Genomic DNA, 26,701 nt, shown 5'->3' on the forward strand with positions numbered 1-26,701 from the left:
GTTGCAGCGCACGACGATCGGTCGGCACAGCGGACCGTACGGGGCCGATGTCGGCGCGGGCGATCGGTCCGCACAGCGGACCCTACGGGCTGAAAGTCGGCGCGGGCATCGGTCCGCACAGCGGACCCTACGGGCTCGCAGCCGACCTAGGGGCCGCTGTGCGGACCAAGCCGCAGGGGCCCACCGTACGCACAGTGGCCGGGACAAGGATCGACGCCCGCCGCTCACAGTCGAACCAGCCAGGCCTCGACGGCGGCCGCGATCTGGTCGTAGGCGGCCTCGCCCGCGGCGCGGCCTCGGCCGTAGGGGTCCGGGATCTCGCCCCCACTCCACCGGCCCAGCAGACAGACCTTGCCCGCCGCGGCCGGGGCCAACTCGAGCAGGTGGCGGCGATGGGCCTCTTCCATCACCAGCACCAGGTCCGCCCGGCGCACCAACCCGGGATCGACCGGTCTGGACGCATGGCCCGAAAGGTCAAGCCCATGCCCCGCTGCCACCAGGCAGGTCATCTCATCGGCCGGCTCGCCGACCGCGGCGATCAGCCCGGCGGAGGCGACCTCGATCCCCTTCCCCGCCCGCGCCAGGCGGGTGCGCATCAGCGCCTCCGCCAGCGGACTGCGGCAGAGGTTGCCGGCGCACAGGACCAGCAGGTGTTGAAACAGCATGGGCGGCAATCGAATCAGGGGGCGGGGACTGGTGGCTGCCAGGGTGAGGCCGGGGCCGGCGGGAAGCAAGGGGAAAGCGGGGAGCGGGCCTTTGACGCCGACGCGGAGTCATTGATCATCGCTCCGGCCGCCCCGGGCCGGAGTCCAAGGCTTCAGCCTTGGATGCACAGGACCAAGGCTGAAGCCTTGGACTCCAGACGGTGGCCGCTGGCCGGAATGATGATCGAGGCCGAAGCCGAGGTCGTTCATGGGAGCCGCAAAAAAAATGACACCGGCGCAAGGGCCGGTGTCCGGGAGTGGGCGCGCGTTGCACGCGCCCGGGGGCTTACTGATTGGGCTTCAGGGTCTAGCGCTTCACAGACACTTGAATGGTCTTGGCATTGCCGGACGTATCGGTCGCGGTCAGCTTGATGACATGGGTACCGCGGGTCGCGGCGGCGGCGTTCCAGGCGCAATTGAGCGCGGTGCTGGTGCCGGTGCAGAGCTTTACGTTATCGATATAGAGCGTCATGGTGGCGACGGCGACGTTGTCGGCGGCGATCGACTTCACGGTCACGGTCCCGCTGACGGTCTTATTCGCGGTCGGGGCGGTAATGGCGGCGGTAGGCGCGATGGTGTCAGTCGGGGCATTGTACACCGTCACCGCGACCGCACTGGACAGGGCCTCGTTGCCGGCCGCGTCATAGGCGCGGGCAGTCAGTTGCAGGGCGCCGTTGCCATAGGCCGTCGTGTTCAGGCTGATGGCATAGGGGGCGGTGGTCGCGGTGCCGATCAGGGTGGCACCGGCGTAGAGCTTGACCGAGGTCACGCCCACGTTGTCACTGGCGGTGATCTGCACGCTGAGCGTCCCGGAGACCTGGGCACTGGCGGCCGGCGAGCCGATCGCCACGCTCGGGGCCTGGGTGTCGGCCGCGACCCGCTGCCAGGCCAGGGCCATCTGCACGGCGGCGGCGGCGTCGATGCGGCCATGGCCGTAATACTGGTCCCAACCGGGGGCACCGAGATCGACCGCGGAGTCTTCCAGGATCTGCTCGATCGCATCCGCCGTCAGGTTGGGATTGGCGGCAATCATCAGGGCGGCCACGCCGGCCACGATCGGACTGGCGAAAGAGGTGCCGCCGCCGGAGGTGTAGCCGCCGCCGATGGCGGTGGTCACGATCGCGCTGGCGGGGGCGGTCAAGTCGACGTTGGTGCCGTAGTTGGACCAGGTCGGGACCAGGTCGGCGGAGTCGGTCCCACCAACCACCAGAACGTTCGGGTTGGCGCTGGCGGCTGAATAGGCCCCGTCGTTGCCGGAGGGCATGACCACCACGCCGCCCAGACCCCGCATATAGGCGGCAGCCGCGGAGATGGACCCGTCCGACGGCAGGGCATAGGCCACATTGGCGACGCGGGCGCCGTGGTCGGCGGCCCAGACCAGACCGGCGGCGATGTCCAGGGAACTGGCGACACCGTCCGTCCGATTCGTCACCCGTACTGGCATCAGTGAGACGTTCCAGGCGACCGAGGTCACGCCCAGATTGTTGTCGCTGGTCGCACCCACCACACCGGCCGTCTTGGTGCCATGACCGGAGACGTCGGCGGTATCCGTATTCTGCGAGACGACGTTCCAGCCGGCGACCAGTTGGCCCGCCAGTTCCGGATGGGTCGCCTCAATGCCGCTGTCGATCATAGCGACCGTCACGCCGTCACCCAGGCTGAAGTCCCAGGCGACCGGGGCGCCGATCTTGGGGAGGTGCCAGGCATAGTTGGTGTAGGGGTCATTGGCGGTCAGCTCGCGGGGTTCCAGGTAGTGGTTGACCTCGGCGAAGCGCACGCGCGGGTCGGCGGAGAGGGCGGCGGCCAGAGGCGCTTCAAAGGCTTGGGGAACCGCGACGACCTGCAGGTCGATCCCAGCGACACGGCCGACGGACTGGGCCATGTTGCGCTTGAGCAGCGCGGCAAACTCGCCGCTCGACACCCCGGGGTTCAACTTGACCAGCAGCCGCCCCTGCTCGAAGCCACCCTCGTTGGCCCGGCCGGCGGGCGCGACCAAAACGCCGGCGACGGCGAGCGACACAATGGCGGTGGTCCACAGGTTCTTTGCGGTGCGTGCGTTCATGTCAAGCCCCTCTCGTGTAGTTCCCGGAGTTGCTCCGGATGCAGAACGAATCAAAGTTCGTTATGAGAGAGGTTAACGGGAACGGGCGGCGGTCATTGGGACCTACCGCACGCTTCGCCTCGCGCCGTGAGTGAACCGATGGGAAATGGGATCGGGGTCACATCGCCCAGCGGTGGCACAGGGATGGGCAGCACGGCGACCACCCTTGGGATAGGCTATACTTAAGCATTTTGTTTCAGATACTTAACGCAGACCGCAGCGCAGGCATACCCGCTGGCGGCACAGGTGTGACGCCAGTCGCAGTTCTCGATGATGGCCGATTCGCCGCCGTAGTCTCCGGCCGAGAGGGTGTCACGGCGGGAATGAGGGGGAATGACACGGAGAATTACGGACGGATCAGCGAGCGTCCGATCATGGAAAGTGATTGGCGTCGAAACCCGGCTGCCTTCCGCGGCCTGCCGATGTCACGCCCTTTCATGCCTAGGATTCTTGATAACAGACCAACCCAGGGCAACGCCCTGGGTTGTGCATAGGAATAAGCCCTGAAATGGCGTGGCCGATGGCCGCATCGACACCGCCTGAGTTTCGACGCCAATCACCTCACGGAAAGCGCTTGCACCCACTTCCAAGGCTGAAGCCTTTGGCTCCAAGGGGGCGCAAGCGGGTGCGGCTGGCAGAAAAAAGGGTGGATGGCTGCACCATCCACCCCCCGTTTGCTGAGGCCTGGCGGGTTTCAAACCCGCGCCCTGCTCGCTATCGCTCAGCGCGCCCGCCGCCGTGCGGCCATGGCAATCAGGCCCGCCGCGATCAGGGCCAGCGGCGCCGGCGCCGGGGCGTCCGTCACGATGACCTGCACGACGTTAGACGTAGGATAAAATGGCGTTTTTTCCCCTTCATCCCAGTATTTCGAGTCATAGGTCGGCGGGGCAATGTCGGGGACGAAGCTGGTATCGTTCAGCAGGATGATCGCCGAATTGCCGATCTGTGTGGTAACCACGTCGAAGACGATCGTAAAAAGGAGCGACGGCCCCGGACCTTGCGCGGCAAACAAGTCAGCGATGTCAAAGGTTCCTTGTTGATCGATCACCATTTGCACCCGCAGCGAGCCATCATAATAGCCACTCTCGGCCACCGGGGTCCCTATGCCGGTGATCGAGGGGTCAAGTGTCCCGAGCGATGTGTAGTTGGCGTTGATCAACGCATTGAGCGACGGCCGCGGAGGAGTCCCGCTGAGGCTGCTCAGAGCGGGGCCAAACGTAATGGGAGAAGCCGTCTTGTATTTCAGTACATTAGGATCATAAGCAACGAAATTGTCGAATTGGACCATCACATCATCGACGGTAGCGCCTGCACCGAGTGAGACACTGAAATCTAAACTCAGCGTTTGATTCGATTGACTCGTGTTGTAGGTTAGGGGACCGCCTGGGGTCAACGAGATGGTCGCGGTCGCTACGGCCGCACCGCTCCCGAAGACCCCAAGCATCGCCAAGCCGGCGGCGAGCGTGCGAGCGAAGGATTTTGCCATGTTTTTCTCCCATTCAGTTCGGACTATGGTGTGCCAAGCGGCGCATCCAGAGATATTTAAGCAATATAAGTGCCAGTACCAGATTTATCTGTTTTTCATAAAGTTTTCCTACGCTCCCCGGGATTGTAAGGACAGAGTGTAAAAAAAACTGACAAACCCTTCAGGCGTTCGCCGAATGACGAGGACCGACTCGCCAACCTCCGAAACGCAAAAAGGGGCGATCCCTCGCCCCTTCAGCCATCCGGGTCCTCCCGCCCTATTTCGTCTTCAACTGGTCGTTCGCCACGCTCTGACACCAGGTGTAGTTGTTCGCGGAGAGTGTGGCTCCCCCGCCGCAGCTCCCGCTACCTGGCGCCCACTGACCCGGGTTGGGGGCCTGGTTCTGGTGGGCATAGATCCAGTCAACATCGTCGGCCTGCGTGACCTTACCATCGCGATTGATGTCGCAGACGTCGTAGCACTGATGCACGACCCCAAAGTCCACCGTCATGTCGCCGCTGTCGTCCTCGGCATCGTCCTGGGTGTGACCGACACTGGTCGGATCCGTGACCTGGGCGAACTCCTCCCCGACTTGCGGGCTGTTGCTGTCCACGGCGTTCACCGGCTCGCCGTGGAAGCTCAGGACCACGGGGTCGGAGGCAATCTCGCCGCCGTAACCGTCGGTCTGCAGGCCGTTGTCGTCGCCGTCCTGACGGATGACATCATTGTCGAGGTAGGCCGAGTCCTTGGTCGATAGTACCTGAACCTCGTTGATGTTCGAGATGCCGCCCACGCGACCGTAGTAGATCCTCACCTTGTCCGCAAGGGTACCGGCACCGCCGGTCATCTGACTCGCCGGCAACACCACCTGGTAGGTGTCCTCCTCCAGGCCGGAGAAGAGATACTCGCCCCGGGAGTTGGTGAAGGTCGTACCGACCCACACCCGATCCTGATTGGGGACCAGCCGGTAGAGTTGCACCTCGATCCCGCCCATATCCATCCCTGGCTTGGTCGCGGTGGCGGCGACAATCCCGGTCTCGAAGGCGTCCTGCCTGCCGTTGCCGTTGAGGTCGATGAACACGGTCGAGGCAATACTGCCCAAGAGTTCGGACCCGGTGGTCTCGTTCTTGACGACCGCGAGGTCGCGGGTCAGGTCGGTGTTGTAGTCCTGCAGGTTGGTGAACAGACCCGGGTTGGTCGCAGCCTGGGCCGGGCTCGGGCGCTGACCGGTCTCACCCGTGCGCAGGTAACCGGCCGTCAGTTCGAACACCGGCGACACGATGCCGTCGGTGGTCGGGTCGATCGGGTCCTTACCATTCTCGTCTGCCGTGGTCTCCCCCGAGTCATCGTCCGTGTCCGCGGTGCCGTCACCGTTGCCGGAGAGGCTGGTGTAACCGAACAGGTGGCCGCCGTCCTGGAACTCCTTGGCCGGAACCTTCAGCACGAAGTAGCCGGGCGCCAGGTTGTCGAAGAGGTAGAAACCGCCGCCCTGGGTGGTCATGGACCGGACCTCGACCACCGGGTTACCGTTGGCGTCCGACAGCGGGTTGCCGCCGGCGTCGGTGCGGTGCAACTGGACCTCCACCCCGTCGAGCCCGAGATCGCCGCCCGCGCTGCTGAAGCCGTCCTGGCTATCCTTGTCTTCCCACAGTAAGTTACCGACGGCAACCAACTCGGAGAGCGCCAGGTCGGCGGTGCGGTTGACGTTGACATCCGGCAAGGTCTGTTCGCCCGCACAGGCACCGACGGCCGTCGGCGGCACCTCGGTGGCATTGCTCCCGGTGCTTGTCGGCATGGTAAGCGGCTGCAGGTCGTAGGCTTGGGTAACCACGGCACCAGTAGCGCCTTGACCATTCAACTCCCAGCGGGCGTTGTGGTCGGCCTGCTCGTCCTGATCGGCAATGTCCGTCATACCCAAGGGCGAGGGGCTGTAGCCGAACAGCGAGCCGCCGGCCTCGAACAGGGACTTGCGCAGACTCACCACATAGAGACCGGCATCCATGCCCTCGGCCAGGTAGCAGCCGTTGTCGTCGGTCGTGACGGTCTTGGCCGGGACGCTGGACCCCTGGGGCAGCACATCGACGGTCACACCCTTCACCGGCAGGTCTTCACCGACCTGATAGCCAGCCGTGCCGTTGAGTTCAAAGTACACGCGATCACCGATGCCGACCGTCACGGGCGGGGGCGGGATCTCCTTGAAGGCGAAGTCGGCGGTCTCGTTGACGTTGGCGTTCGGCAGCACGACACCGTTGGCATCGGGCAGGGAGGCCAGGCCGCACGCGGCGCTGGAGGCGTCATTGGTCGGCATGGTTCCCGGTGCGAGGTTGTACACGGCGGTTTGGGTGTCGCCGCCGAGGTCGGGATACTGCACGCCGTTCTGGTCGCCGCTGTCGTCGGTGACTTCGTCGTTGCCAGCCAGGGCGTAGTCGGGGTCGATCGACACACCTTGCAGGCCGTTCAGTGCCGACTGGCCCGCGAGGATCTTGGCGACATAGGGGCCGGCCGACAGACCGCGCACCAGATAGCAGCCGTTCCCGTCGGTGGTCGCGGTGTAGACCTTGGTCGCGTCCTCGTTGTCGACGACGGTCACGGTCACACCGGACAGCGGCTGGTCGGTGCCTTGCGTGTACTTGCCGTCGCTGTCCATGTCCTTCCAGACGCGGTTGCCGATGGCCACCTCGGTGATCGGTTTGTCTTCCAGGGCGAAGTCCACCGTCAGGTTGGTGTTCTTGTCCGGGAGGCTGGTCGTGCAGGCGGTGGCGCGCTCGTTCTCCGGCTGGTTGCCGGGGGTCAGGGCGATGGTATTGGACGCGACGCTGCCATCGACGGCCGCCTGGCTGCCGTTATGGTCGGCGCTGTCGTCCGTGGTGGTGCTGGTGCCGAAGCCGACGGCGGAGGCACGCAGTCCCTTCAGCGCCCCGGTGGCGCCGAACTGGTTGGCCGGGAGCACCGCGGAGTAGCTGCCGCTGGCGAGGTCGTCGAACAGATAGCAGCCGTCGTCACCGGTGGTGGCGGTCTTGCCGGTGGGGCCATCGGCATCGTAAAGATCGACCACGACGCCCTTCAGCGGCAGATCGGGGTTGGCGCCCGTGGCCTGATACCCGGCGGTGCCGTTGACCTCCTTGTAGACCTGGTTGCCCAGTGCGACCTTGACGACCGGGGCGGGCTGGAAGGCGAAGTCCGCGGTCAGGTTCAGGTTCGCGGTCGGCGTGCTGGTGCTGTAGGACGTGCAGGCGGCACCGGTCACGCTGGTCGGCTGCTTGCCGAGGCCCAGGGTGTAGCCCGCGGTGGTGACATCGCCGCCGGCCTGCGCCGTGCCGTTCTGATCGGCGTTGTCATCGATGTTGCCGGAGCCGGCCGGGGTTACCGGCACAAAGCCATTGAGCACGCTACCCGCAATGCCGTTGGCGGAAAGGCGCAGGGCATAGTCGCCGGCCGCCAGGTTGTCGAACAGGTAGCAGCCGTCCGCACCGGTCGTGACCGTGGTGATCGCGGGACCGCCGAAGAGGCCGGTCAGTTCGACCGGGACGCCGATGGCCGGGGTGTCCGCATCGGTGCCGGTGGGCTGGTAGCCGGGCGTGCCGTTGTTCTCGAACCAGACGCGGTTGCCGATCCCGTACACGACAGGCGGCTTGGCCTCGAGTGCGAGGTCGGCGGTCAGGTTGGTATTGGCGTCGGGCGTGGTCGTCGTGCAGGCACTGACGCGCTCGTTCAAGGGTTGCAGGCCGGCACCGAGCGCGTAGTCGTTGGTGCGGACATCGCCGTCCACGACCTGCTGGGAGCCGTTGTGGTCGCTGCCGTCATCGGTGCTGGTGTCGCCGCCGAACCCGATCGCCGAGGCGCGGAGCGCATTCAAGGGCGCACCGGTGGCGAACTGGCTGGCCGGGAGCACGACGCTATAGCTGCCGGCGGCAAGACCGTCGAACAGGTAGCAGCCATCGGTGCCGGTGGTCTTGGTGGCGACCAACTGGGTGCCCTGGAAGAGTTGCACCGTCACGCCCGCCTTCGGCTGGTCGGCCTTGGTGCCGGTGGCCTGGTAGCCGGCCGTGCCGTTATTCTCCTGATAGACCTGATTGCCCAAGGCATAGGTCAGCGGGGCGCACACGGTGTCGATGGCGGCGCTGGCCTGGGACTTGAAGTGCGACCGGGTATTGGACGCCGGGGCCGTCTTCAACTGCGCGAAGATGTTGGCGGTGCTGCCGGCGGTGAGGGCGAAGGAGGCCTCATAGCCGATACGCTTGCCGGCGCTGTTGTAGACCCAACGGAAGGTCGTAGAGCTGGTGCTGTCGGTCGCGGTGACGACCTGGACGCTGTTGAGCTTGACGAAATTCCACGGCAGATAATTGATCGCCACATAGCCGGTGCGGGCGAGCGTCAGCACATAGGCGCGGTTGTTCGCCGTGTCGTAGCGCACATAGAGGTCGGCGGTCTGGGTGGTGGTGCCTTCCTTGACCATGGGCTTGAGCAGGTCGGCGCTCAGGTCCCACTCCGTGATCTTGCCGTCCACCGTGGCGCTCTTGCCGGTGGTGCAGGTGCCGCCCGTGCCGCCGCCGCAATTGGCAACCAGGGTCTGGTCGCCATTGGTGGCCTTGAAGTGGTTGCTGGTCTTGTTGCTCGGGGCGGTCTTGAGCTGGGCGTGCAGGCGCTGCCAGGTCCCGGGGGCCAGCTTGAAGGAGGCCTCGTAGCCGACCAGGGTGGTGCCGTTCTTGACCCACGCGAAGGAGGCCGAGTTGCTCGCGGTGGCGGAGACGACGGTCTGGCCGTCCAGGGTCACCCAGTTCCAGGGCAGATAGTTGATGGCGACGTAACCGGTCGTGGTCAGGGCCAGGACATAGGCGGTCTGGGTTGCCTGGTCATAGCGGACGAAGAGATTGCCGGTCTGGAGGCTGGTGCTCTCCTGATAGAGCTTGGAGAACAGGTCGGGGCTCGTCGCGGTGGTGTTCCACTCCGCGGTGCTGCCGTCCACCACGGCCGTGCCGCACTTGGCGGTGCCGCCGCTGGAGGGGGGCGTCGGGCAACTGGGGGTCTTCAGCGTGATCAGGGCCGAGTAGGGCGTGCTGCGCTTGCCGGTGGAGCAGGTGCGTCCGGACGCGATCTGGACATGTACTTCGACCTGGGAGTAACTGCCGGGGGCGAGCGTAAACGACGCCTCGTAGCCGACGGTCTTGCCGTTGCTCACGACCCACTTGAAGGCGGTGAACGGAATCGGGCTGTTGCCGGCGGCATAATTCTTGACCCAGGCGTCGGAGGTGTTCTGCACGACCGTGTTGGTGCCGGTCGCCAGGACCAGGACATAGCCGGTCTGGGTGCTGCTGTCGTAGGTGAAATAGAAATTACCGAGTTGGGACTTATCGGTCCGACCCGCCTCACGCATGGAGGTGTAGAGGTCCTTGGTCAGATTCCAGTCCGCCGTGTTGCCGTCGACCGTGCGGGTCCCGCAGACACCGACAGTGGCGCAGGCAAAGACCGGCTGCGCGACCAAGGCCGCCGCAACCAGACCGAGTACCAGAACGAAACGGGCCCAAAAACCACCGGCCGCGGGCTGACGGGTGTGTGCACCGCCCCCCGATCCCCGGCCCAGCCTTGACGATGTGCCTGTGCGTGTCATGGGAAAAGTCCTCTAGCTTGGTGAGTTCATTAGAAATACAGGGAAAAAGTCGTCTGTGGCAGCGCCTTGATGGCGCACCGCGGGCTTAAATAAAGACGGGGTGCCTCCGCCGGGGAGGCTGGGGGTCAGGTCAGGCCGCCCGGGGGCGGGGCTCCTGACGGGAAGTGGCTGTGCGCGTCGTTCATCTGGTTTGCCTTGGATTTGTGAGCGCGTTCACGGTTGCGCGCCCCTGTCGTTGACAAGGCAAAAGTCGTGCCGCCGCCTGATCGGGTCGGAAGGACCCGGGAAACCCATCTGGGTCAGGCCCGATCCGGCCGCCGGCGCGGCGTGCGAATTCCGTCACAAAACGGACATGCGGGGCTTAAGTGCCGATGACTGGGGATTGCCCGATCACCGGACATTGCGGATGGCAGGCTGGGCACGACTTGACTTCGATGGGTTGACTGAGTGCCTGAAACGCCGCGCGCCCACCACCCGGAACGCGACAGGGGGCGGGTCCGGCTTCCAGACCCGAACAGTTTGCTTCGCATTTTGCGAATTTCGGCCCATGGGCGGGCGGATCGGGCGCCGGGCGGGGGGTGCCGCGTCAGACTCGGCGCCGTTGCGCAGCGAGATTCTTCTTGACACTGCTGCCATTTCCATGGCAGGCAGCGGCTCGACCCGAGGTGCGGGGGTCGCGTAAACCGGACATTCCGCGGGACGCGGCGGCACCGGATGGACGCATCAAGGCGACCCGACGGGCCATACCCCTGTCTGCGGCAGCTTAATTAACCGGGATGACCTGCTTGGTAGACCCACCGGACAGGGCACCGGGGAAGCGGCATTGCAGAATGCAAACGGCGGGCGGAGCTACTCGGCCACCGGGTCCAGGCCCGGCTCACGACGCCCATCGGGAACCGCGTTGCGCGGCTCCAACTGGCGGCGCAGGGCGACCGCCGCATCGCGCTCCGGAAAATCACTCTCCTTCTGGAACAGGATCTTGAGTTCGCGCAGTGCCTCGTCCTTGCGGCCCAGGCGCTCCAGCGCGTAGGCGATGTGGTAGCCGACGCCCGGCGCCGCGGCGGCGCGACTCTGGGCCTCACGCAGGTACTTCAGACCCTCCTCGACCTGACCGCCCTGCACCAACACCCAACCCAGGGTGTCCGTGATCTCCGGGGCCGGCACCAGTGCATAGGCCTTGCGGGCAAACTCGATGGCCTTGGGACCGCCCTCCCGGGCGTAGACCAGGGCCAGATTGTTCAAGGCGGTGGCATTGTCCGGGGCGCGAGCCAGGACGCGCTGGTAGATCTCTTTGGCCTCGTTGGTGCGGCCGCCGCGTACCAGTCCCTCGGCCAGGGCCTGGCGCGCGATCTCATCGTCGGGGTGTTTGTCAACCCAGCGCTTGAGGAAATCGACCGCCGCACCGGTGCCCTGAACCGCGCGCAAGGTCTCGTAAGTGCGGACCGCGAGCACGGGGGACTCACGCATCTTGAGCGCCTGCGTGAAGTGCTCCAGGGCCTGCGCATCCTTGCCTTGGGCGCGGGCGATGGTCCCCAACAGGTGCTCGCCGTAGGGCTCCTTGGGGAAGTCCTTGAGCAGCGCCTGCGCCAACTCCTCAGCCTGGGGGAACTTGCCGACCTCGGTGTAGATCTCGCCCAGTTTGAGGCGCGTCGGCAGAAACCGCGGCTGACCAGAAACCGCCTTTTCCAAGGACCAGATGGCACCGTTCAGGTCTCCGGCCTGCCGTTGCAGGGTCGCGATCTCCAGCAGACTCGCGGCGTTGTAGCCGGCGAGACTGGAACCCCGCGTCAATACCACCTGCGCCGTGGCGCGACGGCCATTGGCGATGTAGGCGCGGCTCAGCGCGGCCAACAGGGCGAGATCATCAGGGTCTGCCGCGCGCAACTCAATGGATTGCGCCGCCTGGAGGGCGTCCTCGGAACGCTTCATTTTCAGCAGCAGGTCGGTCAGGTAGACGGCCACCGGGACCGCGCCGGGGTCCGCACCGACGGCCCGTTGCGCCCAGTCCCTGGCCTGCTCATGGTCGCCCTGCTGATCGAAGGCGCGGGCCAGCATCAGCATGGCGGAGACCTGATCGGGGTTGCGGGCCAGCACCAGGCGCAGGCGTTCACGCGCGGCCTCCGGCCGCTTCTCGCGCAACTCCAACTCCGCCAGGTTGAGTTGCGCCGGGACAAAGCGCCAGTCCAGGGCCAGGGCGAGATTGAAGGCCCAGCGGGCGGCCTCCGGCTGGCCTGCCGCCAACTGGGCAACACCGTAGAGATTCAGGTAGCTCAGATTGTCTGGACTGCCCTGCAGCAGGGTGCGTGCGGCGGCGACGGCCTCGTCGTAACGGCGCTCCTTGAGGTCGACGACCACCAGGGTCGCACCGGCGTTCTCGTACTCGGGATTGGAGCCAAAAACGGCCCCGAGCTCCTCGATCGACTGCGCCTTGCGGCCAAGCCCGAACTGATTGACGGCGCGCTGCGTACGCAACACCAGGTTGTCGTCACCGGCCGCGGCGGCCTGTTGCAGATAATTGGATGCCTTCACATACTGGCGTTCGCGCATGTTGGCTTCCGCCAGCAGCGACAGGACCTGCTGATCCCCGGGGGCCAAGCCCAAGGCCGGTTCGAGCAATTTCACCGCCTCCTCTGACTGATCCCGCTGGAGGTAGATGTGTGCCAACAGGGTGCGCGGACCCACCGTATCGGGGAATTTCTCAAGGAACAGACGCAGATAGGCCGTCGCCTGGGCCCAGTGCTTCAGGCTGTAAGTCACCATGCCCGCCAGTAACAGGGTGGGGGGATGGCCTTCGATCAGCTCGCGCGGCAACTGGAAGATCAGGGCTTCGGTCTGTTTCAGCGTCTCCCTGGCCTCGTCCATGGCTTGGCGCCGCGCCTGTACCGCCGCCTTCAGGTACAGGGTGCGCGGATCGCGGGGATAGAGCTTGATGGTCTCCTCGGCCGCCGCCTGCGCGGCCTCGAGCCGCCCCAGCTCGAGCAGGGCACTGACCCGTGCGATCTGGGCGGGCAGATAGGCCGGCAGGGCCTGCACGGCACGCTCGAAGTCACGCAGGGCCGAGGCGGTATCGCCGAGGCCGCGGGTCAGGCTGCCCTTGAGAAACCAGGCGTGCGGGTTCTCCGGGGCCAACTCCACGGCGCGACGGGCATAGAAGTCCGCCTCGTTCAGGTCGCCCTTGAGGAGCAGGACATGGATGCGCCCCAGCACAGCACTGACGTTGTTTGGGTTTTTCTCCCAGGCCTGGGTGAAGGAGCGTTGCGCATCGTAGAACTGCTCCAGTTGCAGGGAGGCCTGGCCGCGCAGGGCCAGCAACTCGGCGTCCTCTTCGACCAGGGTACCAAGCGGGAACAACTCGGCCAGCAGTTGTTCGGCCTTGCCCTGCAACAGGTAGGCACGGGCCAACGGGATCAGGGTCAAGGACTGGTGCGCCCCGAGCCCGTCGGCGATCAGGAGTTCCTTCTCGGCCTTGTCCCCCTGACCGAGCTGGATGTAGATCTTGCCGAGCAGCAGGTGGGCGGACAGCAGAAAGGGGTCCTGCAACAGGGCGTTCTTGAGGTGGATATAGGCCGCGCGCGTCTGGCCCAGGTTGAATTCGACCAGCGCCTTCTCGTACAGCGCGGAGGCACGCCCCTTGGACTCGCCCGCCGACTGAGCGACCGCAACACAGGCCCCACCGAACAGGGCCAAACACAACAGGATAGACGCCAAACGGGTGCGTGGATTCATGGACAAATTCACCCTTGAGTCACGCCAGCGGGTCGGCAGCGGTCAGAAAATACTTGGACAGGATTAACAGGATTGTTCAGGATTGACAGGATTAAGAGGGTCGCGGTGTCTGCCATAGGCACTTCCGAAAATCCTGTTAATCCTGCGAAATCCTGTTAATCCTGTCCATTTCCAGCCAACTGGCATGGCCTTCAATGCCTGAGTGATGCGCTGGCCAAGGCCCGCTATTTCATCTGTTCCTGTAACAAGGCGAGGATGCGCCCGGCGGAGCTTGCGCTATCGCGAGCGCCGCTGGGGTCAACGACGCTGACCCGGGTCTCACGGTCGTTGCCCTCGACCTTGATCTGGTATTCCTTCAGTCGATCGATGTCCGCCTTGCGCCAGAAGGCCAGCCGCTCACCCCAACCGCGCGCCTTCGGGGTGGCGCCGGCATCCATGTCCTGATAGCGGACGTAATAGACCCCCCGGCTCATGTCACGATCCTTGACGGCGAATCCAGCCCGATCCAAGGCCGCGCCGGTGATGCGCCAACCGCGTTGGAAGTCCTCTGGGATCAGCAGTTGTGCGCCTGCGCCCTCGCCTACCAGACGGGCACTGCCCCCGCTCGCGGCCGGACCCGTACCTCGGGTCTGCGGGGCCGTCGCTGCCAGGGCCGCCGCCGCCTTCTTCTCGGGGGCGCCGAGGAACAGCATCAGGCGGCGCAGCATCTCGGCCTCCTTGCCCGGATCGCTCTTGCCGGGTTGCCAGACCGTGCGCTTGCTGTCGCCCAGCGTGCCGGTCTCCAGCGTCTCATCCATTCCACGATGCGTCAGGTGCACCTCCGTACTGCCCGCCCCCTTGGCCCCGGGCTCCATGCGAATGCTGTATTGGTCGCGGGTCGAGGTGGCATAGAGACCGTCGGCAACCTTGCGGAACATCCGCGTCAGGAAACCCTGTGGGATCTCGGCACGGTTCTCTATCCAGTCCGTCTTCATCACCCCAACCGTCGGATTCTGGTCCACCAGGAGGATTCCCTGCTCCCGCCAGAACGCCACCACGCGCGGCCATACCTGTTGCGGGGCGGCCTGGACCTCGAGCCAGCGGGAGTCACCGCTGCGGCGTAACTCCACGTTCTCCACCGTGGGCAGGATGGCACCGGCACCGGACGTACTTGCCTGCCGACGCTGCGCCCGCCCATCCGCATACTGTGAATAGGTGGCACCGCCCGCGATCGGCGGGACGTCCATGGCATCATCGAAACTGGCGCCCTTGAGATCCGGCGGCAGTTCCAGATTTTCCTCCGCCTGGCGGCTTTTTTGGTAGGCGAGGCCCTGGTCGGGCAGCGCCTCCTTCAACATGCCGCACCCGCCGAGGCCAGCGACAACCAGCAATGACAGGATCGACAGGACGGCAGGGCCGACCAGGACACACAAAGATCTCAAGGTCTTGGGCCTCTCAGAGGATTACCGATGCGCAACGCGCAGGCGCCGACCCGTTTCACAGGACGCCGGCCTGTTCCAGGGCGGCACGCACACGGGTGTGGTGTTGCTCCGAGAGCCAGGTCAACGGGAGCCGTATCCCGATCCCGCAGAGCCCCAGCGCGACCGCCCCCCATTTTACCGGGATCGGATTGGACTGCACGAACAGGTCCCGGTGCAGTGCGGCGAGACGTTGATCCAGCGCACGGGCACCGGCGCGATCACCCGCGAGCGCGGCCTGACACATCGCCTGCATGAGGCGCGGCGCCAGATTGGCCGTCACCGAGATCACCCCATCGCCGCCCAGCAGCAGAAAGTCGCAGGTGGTGGCGTCATCGCCGCTGTAGAGGGCGAACCCCTCCCCACAGGCCGCGCGCAGGATCGCCACCCGCTTGAGGTCGCCGCTCGCCTCCTTGAGGCCGATGATATTCGCAATCTCCGACAGCCGCCCGGCGGTCTCCGGCAGCATGTCGCAGGCGGTGCGCCCCGGGACGTTATAGAGGATCTGGGGGATATCCACGGCCTCGGCCACCGCCCGGTGGTGCAGATAGAGCCCTTCCTGGGTCGGCTTGTTGTAGTAGGGGGTAACGAGCAGGGCGGCGTCGGCCCCGGCCTCTTTCGCGCAACGGGTCAGGGTGATCGCCTCCCGGGTCGAGTTGGCCCCGGTACCGGCAATCACCGGGACGCGCCCGGCCGCCAACTCCACCGTGCGGGCAATGACCTGACAGTGCTCTGTCTCGTCGAGGGTGGCCGACTCCCCGGTCGTCCCGACCGACACGATGGCCTGGGTCCCCGCCGCCACATGGAAATCGACCAAGCGCTTCAGGCTCGCGTCATCGATCCCACCCTCCGCGTCCATGGGCGTAATCAGGGCTACGATACTGCCGCGCAACATGCTTGAAACTCCAGGTCAGTGGAAAAACAGCCCATAGTAGCCTGCCGCCCGGCATCTGAACAACCCGGCCGACCAGCCGCGGCCACGAAACGCTCGGCAGGTTGACGGGAAAGCTGGGGGGCCGGACGCTGGAAAATAGACAGGATTGACAGAATTTTTCAGGGCTTGCAGGATAACAGAATACCGATCCTGATCCGTGAAATCCTGTTAATCCTGTCCAATTGTTGTCACTCTGGGCAAGCGCTTGCGCCCTGCGCAGGCGCTTGCGGGGCAGGCCCGGCTAGCGGAACGCCGCCTGGCAGAGACCCAGCAGGGCGGCCGGGAACAGCCCCAGCAGCAGGACCGCGAGGCCGTTGACCGTCATGGCGGCCCGCACCCCGCCGCTCGTGATGATGGGCAGGGCGGTCGTCGGCTGGTCGAAATAGATGAACTTGACCACCCGCAAATAGTAAAAGGCGCCGATGATCGAGAAGAACACGGCCACCAGCGCCAGCCACACCAGGTCCACCCGCACCACCGCCTCCAGCACCAGCAATTTGGCCATGAAACCGACCGTCGGCGGCACCCCGGCCAGGGAGAACATCATGAGCGCCATCATGGCCGCATACCAAGGGTCCCGGTCGTTGAGCCCCTTGAGGTCCTCGAGCTGCTGCGCGTCGAATCCCTCCCGGCTCAGGATCGTGAGGATGCCGAAGGTCCCGACCGCGGTCACGGCATAGATGATGATATAGAACATGGCGGAGGCATAGCCTTGGGATGACCCGGCCAGCAGCCCCAAGAAGACGAAGCCGACATGGGAGATGGTCGAATAGGCCAACATGCGCTTGATGTTGGTCTGGGCGATCGCGGCCAGATTGCCGAGCCCCATGGACAGCACCGCCAGGATCAGGAGCATCCCCTGCCAATCGGTGTGCAGCGCACCCATCCCCTCCACCAGGAGTCGCACGACCAGGGCGAATGCGGCAAGCTTCGGGGCCGAACCGATAAAGAGCGCGACCGGCGTCGGCGCCCCTTCGTAGAGGTCCGGCACCCACATGTGGAAGGGCACGGCACCGAACTTGAAGCCGATCCCGATCACCAGGAAGGCGATGCCGAAGACCAGCACCTGGTCGGTACTGCCCGCGGCGACCACCGCCCGCGCGACCGCCCCGAGCTCGATGGAGCCGGTCGCCCCGTAGATCATGGATACGCCGTACAGCAGCATCCCCGAACCCAGCGCCCCCAGCACGAAGTACTTCATGGCCGCCTCGGGCCCGATCTTGGAGTCACGATCGAAGGCGACCAGCGCATAGAGCGAGAGGGCCTGGAGTTCCAGCCCCAGATAGAGGGTCAGAAAACTGTTGGCGGAGATCATCACCAACATGCCGAGCACCGCACAGAGTCCCAGCACGTAGAACTCGCCCACCAACAGGTTGCGATCCTTCAGCCAGGGACGGGCATAGATGAAGGCGAACGCGGAGACGATGAGCACCGCGCCCTTGAGGAGATCGCTCATGGCATCACGCACCACGTTGCCGTCCCAGGCCAGAGTCCGCTCACCCCCGCCCACCCAACCGGTCAGGCCGATTGCAACCACCAGCCCCAGGAGGGCCAGGACATGGTTAACGCCCTTGTCGGCATCTTTGAGGTAGAGGTCAACGACCAACACCACTAAGGCCGTCACGAGGATCGCGACCTCGGGCAGGATGGGCATCAGATTGGCGGAGTCAAATGGCATGGGGGTCATCCGTAGCTACGGTCGACCGGCTCGCCGTTCCCTGCCGATGGGAATGAGGCATACCAGTCAGTTGGGACGTTGTCGTTGTCGTTGTCGTTGTCGTTGTCGAGGTTATCGTTGTCGTTGTCGTAATCGAGGTTCCCGTAGCACCCCGGATTCTCTCGAGCCCCAAAGTGCATCGCTTCTCCAATTACGATTACGACAACGACAACGACCGTGTTTAACTTGCTCTTGACTCGTTACCTAGGGCGCCAGCGACGCCACCGGTGCCGACCTGCTCAGTCGGCAGGAACCCGCCTGCTCCGGCGGCAGCTTGCAGATGCTGACCTGGGCGACCAGGTGTTCGACGCTGGCGTGCATGACGTTCACCAGGGGCGCGGGCCACAGGCCGAACAACAGGACCGCCGCCGCCAGGGTGCCGAGATTGAACACCTCCCCGCGGTTCAAGTCCTGGAGCGCGGCCACCCGCTCATTCTTGACCTCTCCGTAGACCACCCGCTTCACCATCCAGAGGGTGAAGGCGGCGGCCAGTATCAGCGTCGTGGCGGCCAGGAAGGCGAACCAGAAATCGGCACGGAAGGCCGCCAGGATGACCATAAACTCACCGACAAAGCCGGAGGTCCCCGGCAGGCCCGCGTTGGCCATGGCGAAGAATACCAGCAAGCCGCCGAACCAGGGCATGGTGTTGATCACCCCGCCGTAGTCGGCGATCTGCCGGGAATGCATCCGATCGTAGAGGACCCCGACGCACAGGAACAGGGCCCCGGAGATGAATCCGTGAGAGATCATCTGGACCATCCCGCCCTCGATCCCCATCACCGCGCCGGTACTGGTCCCGGAATGACGCAGGATCGCGAACACGATGAAAAAGCCGAGCGTCACGAACCCCATGTGCGCGATTGAAGAATAGGCGATCAACTTCTTCATGTCCTGCTGCACCAGCGCAACGAACCCGATGTAGACCACGGCGATCAGCGACAGGGCGATGATCAGCCAGTCCAGCGACGCGCTGGCGTCCGGGGTAATGGGCAGGGTGAAGCGCAGAAAGCCGTAGCCGCCAATCTTGAGCATGATGGCGGCCAGGATCACCGACCCGCCGGTCGGGGCCTCGACATGGGCATCCGGCAGCCAGGTGTGCACCGGGAACATCGGAACCTTCACCGCGAAGGCGAGCAGGAAGGCGATAAAGATCAACACCTGGGGCGTCATGCCCAGTTCCAGCGCCTGAAAATCGAGGATACTGAAACTGCCCGCCTGGAAGTACAGGTAGATCAGGGCGACGAGCATGAACACCGAGCCGAAAAAGGTAAAGAGGAAGAACTTGATGGTCGCGTAGACGCGGTTCGGCCCGCCCCAGACCCCGATGATGATGAACATCGGGATCAGCATCGCCTCCCAGAAAACGTAGAACAGGACCGCATCGAGCGCCGAGAAGACGCCGACCATCACGCCCTCCATGATCAGAAACGCCGCCATATACTGGGACGGATGGTAGGTGATGACGTCCCAGCCGGCGACTATCACAAAGATACTGATAAAGGTGGTGAGCACGATGAGCGGCATGGAGATCCCATCCACGCCCAGGTAGTAAAAGACACCGAAGGTCGGTATCCAGGGGCTGTACTCGACGAACTGCATCTGCGCCGTGGCCGGGTCGAACCCGAGCCACAGGCCGAGACTGACCAGGAAGGTCAGTACCGCCACCGCCAGCGCGATTTTCTTGCTCAGCGCGCTGTCCCGATCGCCGCTCGCGAGTACCGCGAGGCCGCCCAGGATGGGCAGCCAGATCGTCAATGTCAGCAGGGGGAAACCCGATTCCATCGTCTTGCGTCTCCTGGTCCGGTCAGAGGGTCACGAAGATCGTCAACAGGCCCACGAGCCCGACGATCATGGCGATGGCGTAATGATAGAGATAGCCCGTCTGGAGGTGGCGCGTCACCTCGGCCAGCCGCCCCACCGAGCGGGCCGAGCCATTGACGACAGCACCGTCGATCAGCACCTGGTCGCCGCCGCTCCACAGCGCGTTGCCCAGCGCCCGACCGCCACCGGCGAAGACGCGCTGATTGAAGTCGTCGAAGCCGTACTTGTCCTTCAGTATCCGGGTCACCGGACCGCCGAGGGCCTGCAGCCGGTCGTCGATCGCGGGACTCAGCCAGAACAGGAGCCACCAGATCGCCGCCGCCGCCCCCAGCCCTCCCATGGCCAGATAGAACGGCAATTCGTGCATCCCGTGCTGCACGAGGGCCCATGACCCGTGCCAGTGCTCGGCCAGGTGACGCAGGGTGTCGTGTGCCGGACTGACGACGATCGGATGCCAAGTTCCCGAACTGAACCAGTCGCCCACCAGCAGGGGCTCGATCGTGAACCAGCCGATTGCCACCGATGGAATGGCGAGCAGGATCAGCGGCACGGTGACGACCCAGGGGCTCTCGTGCAGGTGTCCACGGGTGTGCTCGTCCATGCGCCCCTTACCGTGAAAGACCAGGAAGTACAACCTGAAGGAATACAAGGCGGTAATCAGGACCCCGTAGGTCAGCAGTGCGCTCGCATACCCGGCACCGAAGATCTCGGAATGGCTGACCGCTGCGATGATCGCATCCTTGGAAAAAAACCCGGAGAAACCGGGGAACCCGATCAGGGCCAGGGACCCGAGCAAGGCGGTGATCCAGGTGATGGGCAGGTACTTGCGCAGGCCGCCCATGGTGCGGATATCCTGCTCATGATGCATGGCCATGATCACCGAACCCGCGGCCAGGAACAGCAGGGCCTTGAAGAAGGCGTGCGTCATCAGGTGGAAGATGCCGGCCGCGTAGGCCGAGGCACCCAGGGCCGCCACCATATAGCCCAACTGAGACAGGGTGGAGTAGGCGATGATGCGCTTGATATCGTCTTGGACCAGCCCGATCAAGCCCATAAACAGGGCCGTGGTCGCGCCGACGATCAGGACAAATGAGAGGGCGGCGTCGGACAACTCGAAGAGCGGCGACATCCGCGCCACCATGAAGACACCGGCCGTCACCATGGTAGCGGCATGAATCAGGGCGGAGATCGGCGTCGGACCCTCCATGCTGTCCGGCAGCCACACATGCAGGGGGACCTGGGCCGACTTGCCCATGGCGCCGATGAAGAGCAGGACGCAGATCAGGGTCATCAGTGAGACGCCCCCGAACAGATCGACCTGGGTATCGGCCAGCGCGGGCGCCCGCTCGAAGACCTGCGCATAGTCCATGGAATTGAAATACATGGCGACCGCAGCGACCCCGAGGAGAAAGCCGAAGTCACCCACGCGGTTGACCAGGAAGGCTTTGAGGTTGGCGAAGATCGCCGATTCGCGCACCGACCAGAAGCCGATCAGCAGATAGGACACCAGGCCCACCGCCTCCCAACCGAAGAACAACTGCATGAAGTTGTTGGCCATCACCAACATCAGCATGGCGAAGGTGAAGAGCGAGATATAGCTGAAGAAGCGCTGGTAACTGTGGGTGCCGGCCTTGGAGTCGTGGGGCCAGTTGTGCTCGTCATCCGCCATGTAGCCGATGGTGTAGACATGCACCATGAGCGAGACGAAGGTCACGGTCGCCATCATCAGGACGGTGAGGCGGTCCACCAGGAACCCGACCTCGAAACGGATACCGTCGGAGACCATCCAGGTGTAGAGCGCCGCATTGTAGACCGGCTCGTCGCCCCAGGCGAAGCGCGCCAAGGCAAAGAACGACAGGGCGGTTGAGATCCCCACCCCCAGGATACTCACCGAGTGTGCACCCCGCCGCCCGATCCGCCCGCCGAAGAAGCCGGCGACGATGGCGCCGATGAGGGGCGCGAGCACGATGATCAGATAGACATTCGCCATCTCTTGATTCGCTCTTTGTCTGCGTTACGCGGCAGGACGGACAGATTGGTCGTGACTTGAAAAAAATGGACAGGATTAACAGGACTAGCCTTTCAAAGAGTCGAGGTCCTGGACGTTGATGGTGCCGCGGTTGCGGAACAGGACCACCAGGATCGCCAACCCGATCGCCGCCTCGGCCGCCGCCACGGTGAGGATAAAGAACACGAAGACCTGGCCCGTGATGTCATGGCGAAAGTGCGAGAAGGCGACGAAGTTAGTGTTCACCGCCAACAGCATCAACTCGATGCACATCAGTAGCACGATCACGTTCTTGCGGTTGAGGAAGATCCCCGCGACCGCAATCGAGAACAGGATGCCGCCCAGAATCAGATAGTCGGAGAGTGCGATCATAGGGCTATTCCTTGGTTTCGGCCAGGCTCGCCGCAGGCATCTCGGCGGGGCCCACCGAGGCCATCTTTACGATCCGCAGGCGGTCGGGCCCTTTCTTCACCCGCACCTGCCGCGCCGAATCGATGTATTTGCTGTCGGGCCGCCACCGTAGCGTCAGACGGATGGCGGCGACGATCGCCACCAGGAGGATGACGGAGGCCAGTTCAACAGGATAGACGTAGTCCTTGTAGAGCGACATCCCCAGGTCGTGCGTGTTGTTGACGGCGACCCCGGCGGGGGCCGGCGCGGGGAACTGCGCCAGCCCGAAATGGGCCGGCCCCACGACCAGTACGATCTCGATCAGCATCACCGCGGCAACCAGGGCACCGACCGGCAGATACCTGATGAAGCCGGCCCGCAGCGTGGCGATGTCGATATCGAGCATCATGACCACGAACAGGAACAGCACCATCACGGCACCGACATAGACCAGGACCAGGACGATCCCAAGGAACTCGGCCTCCAGCAGGATCCACAGCGCCGCACTGCTCACGAAGGCGACCACCATCCACAATACCGCATGGACGGGATTGCGCCGACTGATGACCATCGCCGCGGCGGCGACCGTCATGGCCGCGAAGCAGTAAAAGAGAAACTTCTCAAAGCCCATGGCGCCATCCCAAGGAGTCGGTTGGAGGGTGGATAAGGCGCGCCGCACCCTGCCGGGCAGGGGCACCGGGTCGGCGCGGGCCGCGGTCCACCGCCGGCCCCGCGGGCTGGTAGACCGCACGGCACTGGTCCACCCCAGGCGCTCGGCGTCGCTGCGGTTCGATTAGGTTCATCGGTAAGGCGCATCCGCGGCGCGGGCGGCGGCAATCTGCGCCTCGTAGCGGTCGCCTATGGCAAGCAGTTTGTCCTTGGTCATGACGTTGCCGCCGCGCTCCTCGAAGTGGTACTCGCAGATCCCGGTCTCCACGATCGAGTCCACCGGACAGGATTCCTCGCAGAACCCGCAGTAGATGCACTTGAAGAGGTCGATATCATAACGGGTGGTGCGCCGCGATCCATCCTCCCTGGGCTCCGACTCGATCGTGATGGCAAGCGCCGGGCAGGTCGCTTCGCAGAGTTTACAGGCGATGCAGCGCTCTTCGCCATTCGGGTAGCGGCGCAGCGCATGTAAACCGCGGAACCGCGGCGAGAGGGGCGCCTTCTCCTCCGGGTATTGGACGGTGAACTTACGTTTGAAGAAATAGGCCCCCGTGACCCGCAGCCCCTTGAACAACTCAAGCAGGAACAGGCTCTGGAGGTAGGTGCGTGCCGTCTTCAGCATTGCGCGCGCTCCCGGGGGGGCTGGTGTGGCAACAGGTATGACATCAGGCGGACCACCAGGGCGGGAGCTTGGCAACGACGCCGCCCGCCACCACCAGGATCCAGACGATCGTAATCGGGATGAAGACCTTCCAGCCCAGGCGCATGATCTGGTCGTAGCGGTAGCGCGGGAAGGTCGCGCGCAGCCACAGGAACACGAACATGATGAAAAAGGTCTTGAGCAGCAGCCACTGGAACCCGTCATCCAACGGGAAGACCCCCTGCACCCAGGACTGGGGCAGCGGCGAGAGCCAGCCGCCCATGAAGAGCAGCGCCGTCAGGGCGGAGATCAGGATCATGTTGGCGTATTCGGCCAGGAAAAACACCGCGAACCCCATCCCGGAGTATTCGACGTGGAAGCCGGCGACGATCTCGGACTCGCCCTCCGCCACGTCGAAGGGGGCGCGATTGGTCTCGGCCACACCCGCGATCACATAGACGCCGAAGAGCGGCAGCAGCGGCAGCCAGAACCAGGTGAGGACGTTGCCGGTCTGGGCGCGCACGATGTCCCCCAGATTGAGACTCCCGGCCGCGACCAGGACCCCCACCAGGGCGAAACCCATGGCGATCTCATAGGCGACCAACTGGGCCGCGGAGCGCATGGCCCCGAGTAAGGCGTATTTCGAGTTGGAGGCCCAGCCGGCGATGATGATGCCATAGACCCCGAGCGAGGACAGGGCCAGGATGTAGAGCAGACTCGCATGGATGTCCGCCACCACCAGGGTCGCGTCGAAGGGGAACACGGCCCAGGCGGCGATGGCCGGGACGATCGAGATCAGGGGCGCAATGACAAAGAGCGTCTTGTCCGCCTGGGTGGGCACCACGATCTCTTTCATCATCAGCTTGAGTGCATCGGCAATGGGCTGGAGCAGGCCGCGCCAGCCGACCCGGTTGGGCCCGATCCGCACCTGCATATAGCCGATGACCTTGCGCTCCGCCAGAGTGTAATAGGCGACCAGGCCCAGCAAGGGCAGCACGATCACGATGATCTTGAGCAGGATCTGGATCAGCAGCGGCAGGGCATTCCACAGTTCGATCATTGGCCCCTACTCCTCACGCCGGATGCTGACGGGGGCGATCTGATCGCCCAAGGATTCACTGCCCGGGACGCCCGCCGGGATGCGCACACAGCCTGGCGGCACACGATCATCGATCAGGACCCGGGTATGGACCGCCGCCCCCTGCTGCGACACCACGACGGCAGCGTCCGCCGCCAAACCCAGGTCGGCCGCCTGTGCCGCGTTCAGATAGGCGCCGAAGGTCCCCATGGTCGGCGTCCGCTGCAGGGGCGGCGAGCGGCGCACCAGCGCATCCAGTGCGTAGGTCGGCACATTGCCGATGCGGATCAGGCCCTCGCCAAGGCCCGCGGGCGCGGCGTCGAAGTCCGCCGCGGGCCCGTTGTCCGGGCGGGCATCGCCGCAGAGGGCCGCCAGTTCGGTGCGGATCGCCGCTGTGTCCAGGTACTCGAAGCCCTTGAGATTGAGCAGATTGCCGAGGACCCGCAAGACCTTCCAACCGGGTCTGGCCGCGCCCGGGGGCGCCACGGCCCCCTGGAAGCTCTGCCAGGTCCCGCTCCCGTTCACGAAGGTCCCCGAGGTCTCGGCGAAGGCGCCGATGGGCAGCAAGACCTGGGCCACCGACTCCAGTGAGGGGCAGCGAAAGGCACTGGCGGCGACCACAAAGTCGGCCTGGGCCAAGGACTCCACGGCCTGGGCCGGATTGCCCAGGTCATAGGCCGGCTCCAGGCCCCAGAGGACCAGGGTGCGGTGCGGCGCGGCCAAGATCTCCGCGACCGGCAGGCCGACCGGGTCGGCTGGCCGACCCCCGGGCTGGACCTGGGGCAGAGCCCCGGCCAGATAGGCGCCGACGCTATTGGCGGCGGCGGGCAGGTAACCGACCTTGCAGCCAGCGGCCGCGGCGATCCGGTAGGCCAGGGCCTTGAGCAGGCTGTAGTCCGGGTGGGCCGCCGCCAAGGCGCCGAGCAGGATCAGGCCCGCGCCGTTTGCCCCGGCAGACTTGAGTGAATCGGCGACCGCCTGATGCTCGGCGCTGGGCGCGGCACGGGCGATGATACCCTTCAGCGCCCCTAACCCACCGTCACCCAAGGCGTTGGCGATGGCGGCCAGGTTGTCCAGCATCCCGGCCGGTCCGCCCGCCAATTGGTCGGCAGGATGCGTCAGGTCCAGTCGGTAGGGATTGACCAGGGCCAGACTGCCGCCGGCCAGGACCGCCTGGCGCAGTCGGTGGGCCAGGAGCGGCTGCTCCTGGCGAATGTCGGTGCCGATCAAGAGCACCGAGCGCTGGGCCGGAAGCTCCGCGATCGGGAGCCCGAGCCAGGGCAGGCGCGGGTCGGCAGCGTCCCCGCGGAAGTCGCGCTGACGCAATCGGTGGTCGATATTCGCGCAGCCCAGCGCCCGGGCGAGCCCCTGCGCCAGGTACATCTCTTCCAAGGTAGCATTGGGGGCGATCAGCCAACCGGTCGTGGCCGGGTCGGCGGCCTTGAGCCGCTGCGCGACCAGGGCCAGGGCCTCGGTCCACTCCACCGCCACCCAGGCGCCGTCGCGCTTGATCAGCGGCTCGGTCAGCCGGTCGGCGCCGTTGAGACCGACATAGCTGAAGCGGTCCCGGTCGGCGATCCAGGACTCGTTGACCGCCTCGTTATCGTGGGGATGGACGCGCATCACCTGACCGCGGCGCAGATGCAGCCGCAGGTTGGAACCGACCCCGTCATGGGGCGCGATGGCGGACGCGTCCGTCAGTTCCCAGGCGCGGGCGGTGAAGCGGTAAGGCTTGGAGGTGAGCGCCCCCACCGGACACAGGTCGATGATGTTGCCGGAGAGTTCGTGGGCGAGGGTGTGGGCGACGAAGGTACCGATACGCACGTCTTCGCCGCGGCCGGTCGCCCCCAATTCCCGCAGGCCCGCGATCTCGGCCCCGAAGCGCACGCAACGGGTACAGTGGATGCAGCGGGTCATCTCGGTGGCGATCAAAGGGCCGAGGTCCTCATCCATGACGACCCGTTTGCCCTCGGTGTAGCGCGACTGGTCGCCACCGTAGCCCATGGCGACGTCCTGCAATTCACACTCACCGCCCTGATCGCAGATGGGACAATCCAGGGGGTGGTTGATGAGCAGGAACTCCATAGTGCCCTGCTGCGCCTCGATCGCCTTGGGCGAGCGGGTGAGGACCTTCATCCCGGGGCCGACCGGCGTGGCGCAGGCCGGCACCGGCTTGGGGAAGGGGCGCCCGCCCTGCTCCGCCTCCACCAGACACATGCGGCAGTTGGCGGCGATCGAGAGCTTTTTGTGGTAGCAAAACCGCGGGATAGAGATCCCCTCGCGGTCGGCGACCGCGATGATCATCTCGCCCGGTGCCGCCTCGCAGGCGCGACCGTCGATCTCGATAGTGAGCATATCCGTCATTGCGGTCTCTCTACGCGGC

16 protein-coding genes are annotated in these 26,701 nt (G+C 65.1%); all 16 read right to left on the reverse strand.

Features of this window, described 5'->3' with window-relative positions:
* Positions 1 to 224: 224 nt before the first annotated feature.
* Positions 225 to 665, reverse strand: a complete 441-nt coding sequence (locus THSYN_RS24535; protein ID WP_236848674.1) for a low molecular weight protein-tyrosine-phosphatase — start codon at positions 663 to 665, stop codon at positions 225 to 227.
* Positions 666 to 1,011: 346 nt separating this feature from the next.
* The gene (locus tag THSYN_RS24540; RefSeq protein ID WP_100921458.1) at positions 1,012 to 2,766 is read right to left on the reverse strand and encodes a S8 family serine peptidase; all 1,755 of its coding nucleotides are present in this window, start codon (positions 2,764 to 2,766) and stop codon (positions 1,012 to 1,014) included.
* A gap of 760 nt (positions 2,767 to 3,526) precedes the next feature.
* Complete coding sequence (locus tag THSYN_RS24545; protein WP_100921459.1) at positions 3,527 to 4,291, reverse strand: hypothetical protein; 765 nt, start codon at positions 4,289 to 4,291, stop codon at positions 3,527 to 3,529.
* Positions 4,292 to 4,547: 256 nt separating this feature from the next.
* Positions 4,548 to 9,752 (reverse strand): SdrD B-like domain-containing protein, encoded by a 5,205-nt coding sequence (locus THSYN_RS24550; RefSeq protein WP_100921460.1) that lies wholly within the window; start codon positions 9,750 to 9,752, stop codon positions 4,548 to 4,550.
* Between the two features lie 975 nt (positions 9,753 to 10,727).
* Entirely contained in the window at positions 10,728 to 13,604 is a 2,877-nt protein-coding gene (gene prsT / locus THSYN_RS24555; RefSeq protein ID WP_100921461.1) for an XrtA/PEP-CTERM system TPR-repeat protein PrsT, read from the reverse strand.
* Between the two features lie 224 nt (positions 13,605 to 13,828).
* Complete coding sequence (bamC, locus tag THSYN_RS24560) at positions 13,829 to 15,025, reverse strand: outer membrane protein assembly factor BamC (RefSeq protein WP_236848675.1); 1,197 nt, start codon at positions 15,023 to 15,025, stop codon at positions 13,829 to 13,831.
* A gap of 55 nt (positions 15,026 to 15,080) precedes the next feature.
* A complete protein-coding gene (dapA, locus tag THSYN_RS24565) occupies positions 15,081 to 15,956 on the reverse strand; it encodes a 4-hydroxy-tetrahydrodipicolinate synthase (RefSeq protein ID WP_100921462.1) in 876 nt (291 codons plus the stop codon).
* 280 nt (positions 15,957 to 16,236) lie between these two features.
* A complete protein-coding gene (gene nuoN / locus THSYN_RS24570) occupies positions 16,237 to 17,673 on the reverse strand; it encodes an NADH-quinone oxidoreductase subunit NuoN (RefSeq protein WP_100921463.1) in 1,437 nt (478 codons plus the stop codon).
* Positions 17,674 to 17,678: 5 nt separating this feature from the next.
* Positions 17,679 to 17,852, reverse strand: coding sequence for a hypothetical protein (locus tag THSYN_RS24575; protein ID WP_157817911.1), 174 nt, complete (start codon positions 17,850 to 17,852; stop codon positions 17,679 to 17,681).
* 64 nt (positions 17,853 to 17,916) lie between these two features.
* Positions 17,917 to 19,494: an NADH-quinone oxidoreductase subunit M gene (locus THSYN_RS24580; protein ID WP_100921465.1), complete on the reverse strand. Its 1,578-nt coding sequence runs from the start codon at positions 19,492 to 19,494 to the stop codon at positions 17,917 to 17,919.
* Between the two features lie 22 nt (positions 19,495 to 19,516).
* Positions 19,517 to 21,523 carry an NADH-quinone oxidoreductase subunit L gene (nuoL, locus tag THSYN_RS24585; protein ID WP_100921466.1) on the reverse strand — a complete coding sequence of 669 codons (2,007 nt, stop codon included), beginning with the start codon at positions 21,521 to 21,523 and terminating at the stop codon, positions 19,517 to 19,519.
* An 84-nt stretch (positions 21,524 to 21,607) separates the two neighbouring features.
* Entirely contained in the window at positions 21,608 to 21,913 is a 306-nt protein-coding gene (gene nuoK / locus THSYN_RS24590) for an NADH-quinone oxidoreductase subunit NuoK (RefSeq protein WP_100921467.1), read from the reverse strand.
* Positions 21,914 to 21,917: 4 nt separating this feature from the next.
* The gene (locus THSYN_RS24595; protein ID WP_100921468.1) at positions 21,918 to 22,562 is read right to left on the reverse strand and encodes an NADH-quinone oxidoreductase subunit J; all 645 of its coding nucleotides are present in this window, start codon (positions 22,560 to 22,562) and stop codon (positions 21,918 to 21,920) included.
* Positions 22,563 to 22,730: 168 nt separating this feature from the next.
* Positions 22,731 to 23,222 carry an NADH-quinone oxidoreductase subunit NuoI gene (gene nuoI, locus THSYN_RS24600; protein WP_100921469.1) on the reverse strand — a complete coding sequence of 164 codons (492 nt, stop codon included), beginning with the start codon at positions 23,220 to 23,222 and terminating at the stop codon, positions 22,731 to 22,733.
* 43 nt (positions 23,223 to 23,265) lie between these two features.
* Positions 23,266 to 24,300, reverse strand: coding sequence for an NADH-quinone oxidoreductase subunit NuoH (gene nuoH / locus THSYN_RS24605; protein ID WP_100921470.1), 1,035 nt, complete (start codon positions 24,298 to 24,300; stop codon positions 23,266 to 23,268).
* A gap of 6 nt (positions 24,301 to 24,306) precedes the next feature.
* A complete protein-coding gene (nuoG, locus tag THSYN_RS24610) occupies positions 24,307 to 26,682 on the reverse strand; it encodes an NADH-quinone oxidoreductase subunit NuoG (RefSeq protein WP_100921471.1) in 2,376 nt (791 codons plus the stop codon).
* Between the last annotated feature and the right edge of the window lie 19 nt (positions 26,683 to 26,701).

This window comes from Candidatus Thiodictyon syntrophicum (assembly GCF_002813775.1).
Taxonomy (GTDB): Bacteria; Pseudomonadota; Gammaproteobacteria; order Chromatiales; family Chromatiaceae; genus Thiodictyon; species Thiodictyon syntrophicum.

Bases quoted from the DNA above. Each gene is read 5' to 3' on its own strand.
- THSYN_RS24535 (WP_236848674.1), bottom strand. From the start codon at position 665: ATGCTGTTTCAACACCTGCTGGTCCTGTGCGCCGGCAACCTCTGCCGC.
- THSYN_RS24575 (WP_157817911.1), bottom strand. From the start codon at position 17,852: ATGCACTTTGGGGCTCGAGAGAATCCGGGGTGCTACGGGAACCTCGAT.
- nuoK (WP_100921467.1), bottom strand. From the start codon at position 21,913: ATGATCGCACTCTCCGACTATCTGATTCTGGGCGGCATCCTGTTCTCG.
- THSYN_RS24595 (WP_100921468.1), bottom strand. From the start codon at position 22,562: ATGGGCTTTGAGAAGTTTCTCTTTTACTGCTTCGCGGCCATGACGGTC.
- dapA (WP_100921462.1), bottom strand. From the start codon at position 15,956: ATGTTGCGCGGCAGTATCGTAGCCCTGATTACGCCCATGGACGCGGAG.
- prsT (WP_100921461.1), bottom strand. From the start codon at position 13,604: ATGAATCCACGCACCCGTTTGGCGTCTATCCTGTTGTGTTTGGCCCTG.
- nuoL (WP_100921466.1), bottom strand. From the start codon at position 21,523: ATGGCGAATGTCTATCTGATCATCGTGCTCGCGCCCCTCATCGGCGCC.
- THSYN_RS24545 (WP_100921459.1), bottom strand. From the start codon at position 4,291: ATGGCAAAATCCTTCGCTCGCACGCTCGCCGCCGGCTTGGCGATGCTT.
- nuoG (WP_100921471.1), bottom strand. From the start codon at position 26,682: ATGACGGATATGCTCACTATCGAGATCGACGGTCGCGCCTGCGAGGCG.
- nuoN (WP_100921463.1), bottom strand. From the start codon at position 17,673: ATGCCATTTGACTCCGCCAATCTGATGCCCATCCTGCCCGAGGTCGCG.
- THSYN_RS24580 (WP_100921465.1), bottom strand. From the start codon at position 19,494: ATGGAATCGGGTTTCCCCCTGCTGACATTGACGATCTGGCTGCCCATC.
- THSYN_RS24540 (WP_100921458.1), bottom strand. From the start codon at position 2,766: ATGAACGCACGCACCGCAAAGAACCTGTGGACCACCGCCATTGTGTCG.
- nuoH (WP_100921470.1), bottom strand. From the start codon at position 24,300: ATGATCGAACTGTGGAATGCCCTGCCGCTGCTGATCCAGATCCTGCTC.
- nuoI (WP_100921469.1), bottom strand. From the start codon at position 23,222: ATGCTGAAGACGGCACGCACCTACCTCCAGAGCCTGTTCCTGCTTGAG.